This is a genomic window from Mycobacterium sp. (assembly GCF_035603715.1).
Taxonomy (GTDB): Bacteria; Actinomycetota; Actinomycetes; order Mycobacteriales; family Mycobacteriaceae; genus Mycobacterium.
Window position 1 is genome coordinate 1 of sequence record NZ_DATNJW010000317.1, and the last position, 9,280, is coordinate 9,280.

8 protein-coding genes and 1 pseudogene are annotated in these 9,280 nt (G+C 63.8%); 2 read left to right on the forward strand and 7 right to left on the reverse strand.

Annotated features, from left to right (window positions below; all coding sequences use genetic code 11):
- From VN856_RS13120 to VN856_RS13150, 7 genes are all read right to left on the reverse strand, one after another.
- Window positions 1–1,969, reverse strand: a 1,969-nt coding sequence (locus VN856_RS13120) for an ATP-dependent Clp protease ATP-binding subunit (RefSeq protein ID WP_325689650.1), incomplete at its 3' end; no start/stop codon positions are given.
- On the reverse strand, window positions 1,951–2,280 hold the full coding sequence (locus VN856_RS13125) for a chaperone modulator CbpM (protein ID WP_325689652.1): 330 nt from the start codon (window positions 2,278–2,280) through the stop codon (window positions 1,951–1,953). The genes VN856_RS13120 and VN856_RS13125, both read right to left, overlap by 19 nt.
- Entirely contained in the window at window positions 2,277–3,191 is a 915-nt protein-coding gene (locus tag VN856_RS13130; protein ID WP_325689654.1) for a DnaJ C-terminal domain-containing protein, read from the reverse strand. Before VN856_RS13130 ends, VN856_RS13125 begins: the two co-directional genes overlap by 4 nt.
- Before the next feature lie 7 nt (window positions 3,192–3,198).
- Window positions 3,199–3,735: a nucleotide exchange factor GrpE gene (locus tag VN856_RS13135; protein WP_325689656.1), complete on the reverse strand. Its 537-nt coding sequence runs from the start codon at window positions 3,733–3,735 to the stop codon at window positions 3,199–3,201.
- A 6-nt stretch (window positions 3,736–3,741) separates the two neighbouring features.
- On the reverse strand, window positions 3,742–5,625 hold the full coding sequence (gene dnaK, locus VN856_RS13140) for a molecular chaperone DnaK (RefSeq protein WP_325689659.1): 1,884 nt from the start codon (window positions 5,623–5,625) through the stop codon (window positions 3,742–3,744).
- Between the two features lie 136 nt (window positions 5,626–5,761).
- Entirely contained in the window at window positions 5,762–6,220 is a 459-nt protein-coding gene (locus tag VN856_RS13145; RefSeq protein WP_325689661.1) for an Hsp20/alpha crystallin family protein, read from the reverse strand.
- 254 nt (window positions 6,221–6,474) lie between these two features.
- Entirely contained in the window at window positions 6,475–7,653 is a 1,179-nt protein-coding gene (locus tag VN856_RS13150; RefSeq protein ID WP_325689663.1) for a YncE family protein, read from the reverse strand.
- 258 nt (window positions 7,654–7,911) lie between these two features.
- On the opposite strand from VN856_RS13150, the gene VN856_RS13155 reads away from it, so the two are divergent.
- Window positions 7,912–8,616, forward strand: a complete 705-nt coding sequence (locus VN856_RS13155) for an MEDS domain-containing protein (RefSeq protein WP_325689665.1) — start codon at window positions 7,912–7,914, stop codon at window positions 8,614–8,616.
- Window positions 8,583–9,280: pseudogene (locus tag VN856_RS13160) on the forward strand (toluene monooxygenase); the annotation flags it as partial. The gene VN856_RS13155 and the pseudogene VN856_RS13160, both read left to right, overlap by 34 nt.

Below are 9,280 nucleotides of genomic sequence, written 5' to 3' on the forward strand. Positions count from 1 at the left end.
CACCGACTAACCGGCTCACGGTATGCCGTTCCTGGTATTCGCTCATGTCCAGGCGCACGATGTTGTCCTCGCTGTCGAATAGGGCGGCCGCCAGCGTCTTCGCCAGTTCGGTCTTGCCGACACCGGTGGGCCCGAGAAAGATGAACGAGCCGATCGGCCGGCGCGGGTCCCGGATTCCCGATCGGGCCCGGATCACCGCATCGGCGACGAGTTGCACCGCCTCGTCCTGGCCGACCACCCGTTCGTGCAGGATTTCATCCAGCCGCAAAAGCTTCTCGCGTTCGCCCTCCTGCAGGCGGGCCACCGGTATCCCGGTCCAGGCGGCCACGATTTCGGCGATCTCGTCGGCGTCGACCACTTCACGCAGCAGCGGTCGCTTCCCCTGCTTGGCCTTGAGTTGGTCTTCGGCCGCTTGCAGCTTGCGTTCGAGTTCCCTGATCTCCCCGTACCGCAACTCGGCTGCCCGGTTGAGGTCGTAGCTACGCTCGGCTTCCTCCGCCTCATGCCGCAGTTGCTCCAGCTGTCCCCGCAATTCCTGCACCCGACGGATCGACTGTCGCTCGGCATCCCACTGCGCGTGCCGCGCATCGGCCTCCGCCCGCAGATCGGCCAGCTCTTTGCGGAGTTCCTCCAGACGGGCCTTGCTGGCCGGGTCGGTCTCTTTCCCCAGTGCGGCGTCTTCGATCTCCAGCCGAGTCACCCGCCGGGTGATTTCGTCCAATTCCGCAGGCATGGAGTCGATCTCGGTGCGCAGACGCGCACACGCCTCGTCGACCAGGTCGATCGCCTTGTCCGGAAGGAACCGGTCGGTGATGTAGCGGTGCGAGAGCGTCGCCGCCGCTACCAGCGCACCGTCTTGGATCCGCACACCGTGGAATACCTCCAGACGTTCGCGCAGGCCCCGCAGAATCGAGATGGTGTCCTCCACATCGGGTTCGTCCACCAGCACCGTCTGGAACCTTCGCTCCAGAGCGGCATCGTTCTCGATGTGCTTGCGGTACTCGTCGAGAGTGGTGGCGCCGATCATGTGCAGCTCACCGCGGGCCAGCATCGGCTTGAGCATGTTGCCGGCGTCTAGGGACCCTTCTGCGGCGCCGGCACCGACCACGGTGTGCAGCTCGTCGACAAATAACAAGATGCGGCCCTCGCCGGCTTTCACCTCCGCCAGCACAGCTTTGAGCCGCTCCTCGAATTCGCCGCGGTACTTGGCACCGGCCACCAGCGATCCCATGTCGAGCCCGAAGATCGTCTTTTCTCGCAGGCCTTCCGGTACGTCACCACGCACGATCCGCTGAGCCAGTCCTTCCACGATCGCGGTCTTGCCGACACCGGGGTCGCCGATCAACACGGGATTGTTCTTTGTCTTGCGGCTCAGTATCTGGATGACCCTGCGTATCTCGGCATCTCGTCCGATCACCGGGTCGAGCTTGCCTGACTGGGCCTCTGCGACCAGGTCGCGGCCGTATTTCTCCAGCGCTTCGTAGGACCCCTCCGGCGTCGCCGAGGTGACCCGCTGGTTGCCGCGCACTTTGGTCAGCGCCCCAAGGAACGCGTCGCGGGTCACCCCGTGGGACGCCAGTATCCGTCCGCTGGCCGTCGAACTGCCCTCTTCGGCGAGCGCGATCACCAGGTGCTCCACCGAGACGTATTCGTCCTTGAGCCGCTTAGCTTCTCGCTCGGCGGCCTCCAACACCTTGGCCAGTCTCGCGGTGATCGAAACCTGACCCGGGACGGCGCCCGGACCGCTGACCTTCGGTCGACGGTTGAGCTCACGTTCCAGGTCGGCACGCAGCTCCTCGGTGTCGGCGCCCGCCTGGTCCAATAGCCGCGGCACCAAGCCCTGCGGCTGGTCGACCAATGCCAACAGCAGGTGCTCACCGTCGACCTCGACGTGGCCCATCCGGATGGCCAGAGCCTGCGCCTCCTGCAAAGCGTCCTGCGACTTTTGGGTCAGCCTGTTGATGTCCACAGCGATGTCCTCCTTTGGCGGAGCCCAGATTCCAGCTCCTCGATTCGGTCTAAAAGGTCGAGCACCAGCCCGATCGCCGCGTAGTTGAGTCCGAGGCCTATTCGAAGCCGCTGAATGCGGGCAACGATGCGCAGCGCCGACGCGTCGAAGCGAAGCTGGCCGCGGGGGTTTCTTTGACACGGCAGCAGCCCCAGTGCGACGAATCTGCGCACCGTGTCGGGGTGCAAGCCGGAGCGGTGGGCAAACGTGTCCAGATCCAGTCCGGGTCGTCGCGCCAGCACGTAGCGCGTTGTTGGGGCCGTTGCGGTCATCGCCCTCTCCTGGGGTCGAACGTGGACACCGTGGCCAGCTGCTCGAACAACTCGCGCTCCTGTTTCGTGGGTTTCGGCGGCACGACGATCTTGACCTCGGCGTATAGGTCGCCGGGTTTGCCGCGCGGATTGGCCATCCCTTCGCCGCGGAGCCGCAGCCGCCTGCCCGTCGACGAACCCGGCGGCACTTTGACTTTCGCCTCGCCACCCGGGGTGTGGACGGCAACGGTGGCACCCAGCACCGCCTCCCACGGCGACACCGGCAGATCGGTTGCGATGTCGCGTCCGTCCAGCCGAAACCGACGATCCGGTTTGACCCGCACGACCAGGTATAGGTCCCCGGCCGGTCCGTCGCCGCTGCCCCTTCCGCCCTCGCCGGCGAGCCTGATGCGCTGTCCGTCGATCACCCCCGCAGGGATGGTCACCTGATAACTGCGGCCGTCCAGCGTGATCGAACGCCGACCGCCCCGATAGGCTTCCTCGACAGTCAGCTCGAGCTCGGCCCGCTGGTCGGCACCGGGAATCGGTCCGAATCCGCCGCTGCCACCGAAGAAATCACCGAAGAGATCTTCGATATTGACGCCGCTGCGGCCGCCGACGCCCTGACCGAAGCGCACCCTGGTGCCGGACGGCGCGTCGGCACGGAAGCCGCCGAACCCCGCGCCGACCCGCTCGTCGTAATCCTCGGGCACCCGGCGGAAGTCTTCACCGAATCGGTCGTAGCGTTTCCGGGTGTCCGGGTCGGAGAGTACGTGATAAGCCTCGTTGAGCTCCTTGAACCGATCCTCGGCGCCGGGGGCGGAGTTGACGTCGGGATGGTATTTGCGCGCCAACGTCCGAAACGCTTCCTGGATCTGCTCGTGGGTCGCATCGCGCGACACCCCGAGAAGCTCGTAATAGTCCTGCGCCACAGCGCTTTCACTCCTCGCGGCCGCTGACGACCACGGATGCCGGCCGGAGCTGCTGGGATCCCTTTCCATAACCCGGGCGCAGGACCCCAAGCACGGTTCCTGGTGCACTGCCGCCGTTGTTGGTCACGTTAACCACTTCGTGTCGCTCCGGGTCGAACGGCACACCTGTCTCGGTGTCTCGCGGGTAGCCGAGGTTGTTCAGCACCTGCACCGCCTGGTCGAGGATGGCTCGCACGCCGGCGATCACCGAGTCGGCATCGCCTCCCGAATGGTTCAGTGCCCTTTCCAGATTGTCGACGACGGGAAGCCAGGCCCCTGCTACGTTGGACCGTTCGAGTTTGCGCTCGCGGTCGAGTTCCCGGGCATACCGCTTGCGCAGGTTGTCCAGGTCGGCAAGTGCGCGGCGCCAGCGATCCTCGAGCCTCGCCAGCTCGGTATCCGAGTTACTTTGCGGGCCAACGGTTTCAGACGATGGATCAGCCGGCGTTTCGACTGGGGCGTCGCCGCTCTCCTGAGTTGTCGACTGCTCTGCGGGGGTGCCCACGGTGGTTCAGCTCCGATCGAATTCGGCGTCGACCACGTCGTCGTCAGCTGCCTGCGAACCATGGCCGTTACCGGCGCTGTCGCCGTTTCCCGCGGTTGCCGGCGCCGGTTGCAGCCCGTAGAGCACCTGCTGCAGTTCCGCCGTCAGCGATTGCACCCGCTCCGGTGGCGCCTCCTCTTTGATAGCCTGCCGCGCGTCGCCCACCAGCATCTCGGCGCGCGCCCGCTCGTGCGGCGGCGCCGACTCGCCCAGCTGGGCAAGCTTTCGCTCTACCTGGTAGGCAACCGAATCGAGTTCGTTGCGTGCCTCGACCGCCTTGCGTAACTGCTCGTCTTCGCGGCGGTTCGCCTCGGCATCCGAGACCATCCGCTCCACTTCGGTTTTGTCCAGGTTCGACTGCTCGCTGATCGTGATGCTCTGCTCGGCGCCGGTGTCTTTATCCCGTGCCGTCACGTTCAAGATGCCGTTGGCGTCGATGTCGAAGGTGACCTCGACTTGCGGCTCACCCCGCGGCGCCGGGCGGATGTTGTCCAACTTGAACCTGCCCAGCACGCGGTTGTCTCTGGCCAGCTCACGCTCGCCCTGCAGCACAACGACATCGACTGCGGGCTGGCTGTCTTCGGCAGTGGTGAACACCTCGCTACGCCGGGCCGGGATCGTCGTGTTGCGTTCGATGAGCTTGGTCATCACCCCGCCGCGGGTTTCCACTCCCAGCGACAGCGGTGTGACGTCGAGCAGTAAAACATCGGACACCTCACCCTTGAGCACACCGGCCTGGACCGCGGCCCCCAGCGCGACCACCTCGTCCGGGTTGACGCTCATATTGGGGTCCTTGCCGCCGGTGAGGCGACGGACCAACCCCTGGACGGCGGGGATACGAGTCGACCCGCCGACCAGGAGGACCTCGTCGATGTCGTTCGCCGTGACCTTGGCGTCGTCCATCGCCTGCTTCACCGGACCCATGCAACGTTCCACCAGATCGGCCGCGAGATCCTCGAACTTCGACCGCATGATTGTCGTCGTCAGATGCTTCGGACCGCTCGCGTCAGCGGTGATGAAGGGCAGGTTCACCTGAGTCTGCGCAACCGAGGACAGCTCGACCTTGGCCTTCTCGGCCGCTTCGAACAGCCGCTGCAACGCCTGCGGATCCTTGCGCAGGTCGATGTTGTTGTCACGTTGAAATTCGTCGGCCAGGTAGTCGACCAGTCGGCGGTCGAAGTCATCGCCACCCAGGTGTGAATCTCCAGCGGTGGCACGAACCTCGACCACGCCGTCGCCCACGTCCAGCAGGCTGACATCGAACGTGCCGCCGCCCAGGTCGAAGACCAGCACGGTCTCGTGGCCTTTCTTGTCCAATCCGTAGGCCAGCGCCGCGGCGGTGGGCTCGTTGATGATGCGCAGCACCTGCAGGCCGGCGATCCGCCCGGCGTCCTTGGTGGCGTTGCGCTGGGAATCGTTGAAGTACGCCGGAACAGTGATCACCGCTTCCTTGACCCGCTCGCCCAGGAACTTGCTGGCGTCGTCGACGAGCTTGCGGAGCACCTGTGCGCTGATCTCCTCCGGCGCGTATTTCTTACCGCGTACGTCGAAACGGACAGCATCGCCGTCGCCTTTGACGACGTCGAAGCTGACCGCTTTGGCCTCTTCCGAGATTTCGTCGAAGCGCCGGCCGATGAACCGTTTTGCCGAATAGATGGTGCCCTTGGGATTCATGATCGATTGCCGTCTGGCAAGTTGGCCGACGAGGCGTTCACCGCTTTCGGTGAAAGCCACCACAGACGGTGTAGTTCGGGCACCCTCGGCGTTGGGGATGACGATCGGCTCGCCGCCCTGCCAGGCCGCGATCACCGAGTTGGTCGTACCGAGGTCGATTCCTACTGCAGTTGCCATTGCTTTTCCCTCTAGTTTGTGCTGCCACTCAGCAGCGGCCTTGCGCGGTCAGCCTGGTCGACATCGGCACCACCCAGGGTGAAAATGCTTACGTCACAAGGGCGGACAACGCGTGTCGGCATAGTTGTCGAAGTAGCTAAGCGCTAACGGGTTGTCTGACTTCGGATTTCGCGTCAACGGCGTGCGGCGTTTCCGTCGATCGGTCGATTTCTACCTTGCGGGGCTTGCTCGCCTCCGAAACCGGAATTGTCAGCGTCAGCACGCCGTGGTCATACTTCGCCGTTAGCTTGTCCGGATCGAGGTTGTCCCCGAGAAAAAGCTGCCGACGGAACTCGCCCTGCGGCCTCTCGTCGATGATCACCTCGTCGCCCGCCTGCCGCAAAGGTTGGCGACGCGCGCTCAGTTCAATGACGTTGCGTTCGACGGTGACATCTACGTCTTCCTGGTTCACGCCCGGCACATCAATGGCGACGATGAACTGGTCACCACGCCGGAAGGCTTCCATCGGCATTGTTCGTGGCGTCCGAGCGCTTGTCAGCGCCTGATCGGCGAGCCGGTCGAGTTCGCGGAACGGGTCGAATCGCATGAGAGTCATTGCGTCTCCTTAAATTGTGAGTGTTCGGGGGCACAAGCCGGGTGGGTCAAGCCCACATCGGGTACGCCTCTACGCAGTTAGCCTTCCAATCGGATTGCGTTTGCGCGTGCGCCCAGCGGGGTGAAAACCGACGAGCGGATTCGTCCTGCCAGCACAAGTCACCGTCCAGAGCCGGACGAGCCCCAATCGCGCTGGCGGTCTTACTGGTGGCGACGAGACCGGTTCGGCCTCCGGGCGATCCACGACGATGAGTCTCAGGTGTTGCCGAGCAGGTCGCGCAGCATTGGCACCGAGATCACCGCGACGGCGCGGGACCAGTAGTCGCCCACATAGACACGCTCTCCGTCTGGGCTGACCGCCATCGCCTCGGGATGGCTGAGCACGTCGAGGGTCGCGGTGATCGCGTTGGTGATGGTATCGATCACCGAGATCGTGCCGTCGCCGAAATTGGCGCTGTAGGCGTGCTTTCCGTCGGGACTGAGCTGCAAACCTCTGGGGAGGTCGCCCGAGACGAGATCGCATGCGTCAGCAGTCGTCGTGTCGATCGCGGTCAGTGAATGCTCATTGCCCACATAGACACGGGTGCCGTCCGGGGTGAACATCATGCCGAGCGGAGCGTCCCGCAGGCCGACCGCGGTAACGGCGCCGGACGCCACGTTGACCATCGAGACCGAACGCGTGTCGTAGTGTGTGATGGACAGGAGGGTGCCGTCCGGACTCACGGCTGCTGTCTCCGGACAAGCGCCGACCGCGATGGCGTCGGCGACGGTACCGCTCGCGACATCGATGATAGTCAGCCGGCCCGCCGGATACTGATAATAGGTGCGGCGGTCGTATGAAACCGCGTACAGCAGAGTCCCGGCAGGGCTGATCGCAAGTCCGGCGACATCGTTGATGGGTATCTTGAAAACCGTTGTTCCACTGGCAATGTCGATTGCCGCCACTACGTCAGCGTCCCTTCTTCCGGAGGCCTGGCGATGGACAGCGTAGACATAGCGTCCGTCCGGGCTGACCACCACATCCGGAACACACCGGTCTTGCAGGGTTTTCACGGTGTAGGCGTCGGTATCGACGACCGATACCGACCCCCCGCGCTGACTGACAATCAATTGTTTGCCGTCGGCCTCCATCAGCAGGTTTTTCGGATGATCGGGCAGCGGAATACTGGCCACCACGCGGTGCTCACGGTTGAGGACCGCGACCGACTTGGATAGCGCAACATAGGCATGGTCGCCGTTGCGACTCACGGCGATGCCGTGGACATGGCCTATGACCGGGATCGTTGAAATAGCGGCTTTCATCGGTTTGCCGTCGTGGGTGTCAATGGCGGGCTGCCGATCCAGCCCCTGGCAAACGTGAACCGGCCGAAGGGCATCTGTACCGCCGGCAATCCGCTCGACAACCCCGATTCCGGCGGGGAGGCGACGAGTCACGGCTTCCCCTAGCGCGCAGCAAGAAGTGGTATCGGTCGGCGCTACCCCAACGAACTCAGACGTCGGAGAAACGCCAACATTGAAGGAGTCTGGCAGTCGGAGATGACCTGCGCGTGCGCCCGATGGGCCGAAAACAACGGTGCGAGCTGCCCCGCCAGGGGTAGGGGGAACCGTAAAGATTATGCAAGAGGCGAAACTGCACCCGCCACTAAGCCGCGACCTCGACTACGCTGATCAAGTCTCGTTGATAGGGGGGCGGTGTCTCCTAGTATCGCGTTGGGAGTGAACGGCCTCGAGGCCCAGGTGGGCGATCACATCTGCGGCCTCTATGCAGGCCAGTCCCAACGCGACCAGGTGGTGATCCCGTTCCTGGAGGAGGGGCTGACCGCAGGCGATAAATGCATCTGCGTGTTCGATGAAACCGATCCGGCCAAGATTTTCAAGAAGCTCGGGCACAACGTGGCTACGTCCGCTACATCCGCCAAACAGCTCGAAGTGATCCGGGCGGCTGATTTGTATCTGCGGTCAGGCCGATTCTGCGCCGACGAGATCATCGGCTCATGGAAAGCCGCAATCGCGGATGCCATGTACGACGGGCGGTTCGACCTTGTGCGCGCGGTCGAGACCTGGTCGCGGCGAGACGTTGTGCCTGACATGCACGAGTTGCTCCTGCTGGAGTCTGAAATGAACCGGTACCTGCCGCTTTACCCGCAGGTCGTCGTTTGTCTATACGACATCGACCGTTTCGGCGCCGGAATCATCGTCGATCTGCTCAAGACACACCCCCGCATGCTGGTTAGCGGCATGCTGATCGAAAACCCGTATTTTCTGACACCCGATGAACTCCTGGCTGGCGCAGCAAGCGACCTAGTACCCGATGAACCCGCGGCCGGGTCCGACTCCGACACGGAGATTGCCGAGGCAGCGAAATGGTACTTCGAAGAGACGACTGGCTCGACATAGCGCGCAAGGTCGACTGGACCCCCCGCTACGTCGATGAACGCAGCCTCTTTCCTGAACAAATCAGCGGCCGCCCGTGGCTGGCCCATGAGGCCTGGCAGGGCTGGAGCGAGGCCTACCGCACCACCTACCGGGAGTATGTGGCTAATCAACGGGAAAAAGACGCGGCCGTCCTCGGAGTACGTGCGGCACTGTCGAAGCCACGGCTGGTCGACGAACTCGACCCGGGTTGGCTGGAGTTGGTCAAATTTCACAACGGTGCGATCGCTCTGGCTGAGTATGCCGGCGCGATCGCCGAGTTGCGCATGGCTCGGTTCGGCCGTGATAGCGCCTGGCGGATGATGGCGACCCTCGGCGCGCTCGACGAGATCCGCCATACCCAGATTCCGCTGCTAATCGGCAGCGACTTGCTCTCGCACGACGGGAATTTCGACTGGACGCACAAGGCCTACCACACCAACCAATGGGTCATTCTTGCCGCACGGCACCTTTTTGACGACATGTTCCTCGCGGCCGACGCCCTCGACCTCGCCATCCAGCTCAACTTCGTCTTCGAGACGGGCTTCACCAACCTGCAATTCATGGCCATGGCGGCCCTGGCCGATCGCGCCCACCACCATCTATTCGAAAAGACGCTGGCAAGCATTCAGACCGACGAGGCCCGCCA

What these genes read in the sequence shown, in the direction of transcription:
- VN856_RS13125 (WP_325689652.1), bottom strand. Translation starts at nt 2,280, where the DNA reads ATGACCGCAACGGCCCCAACAACGCGCTACGTGCTGGCGCGACGACCC.
- dnaK (WP_325689659.1), bottom strand. Translation starts at nt 5,625, where the DNA reads ATGGCAACTGCAGTAGGAATCGACCTCGGTACGACCAACTCGGTGATC.
- VN856_RS13145 (WP_325689661.1), bottom strand. Translation starts at nt 6,220, where the DNA reads ATGACTCTCATGCGATTCGACCCGTTCCGCGAACTCGACCGGCTCGCC.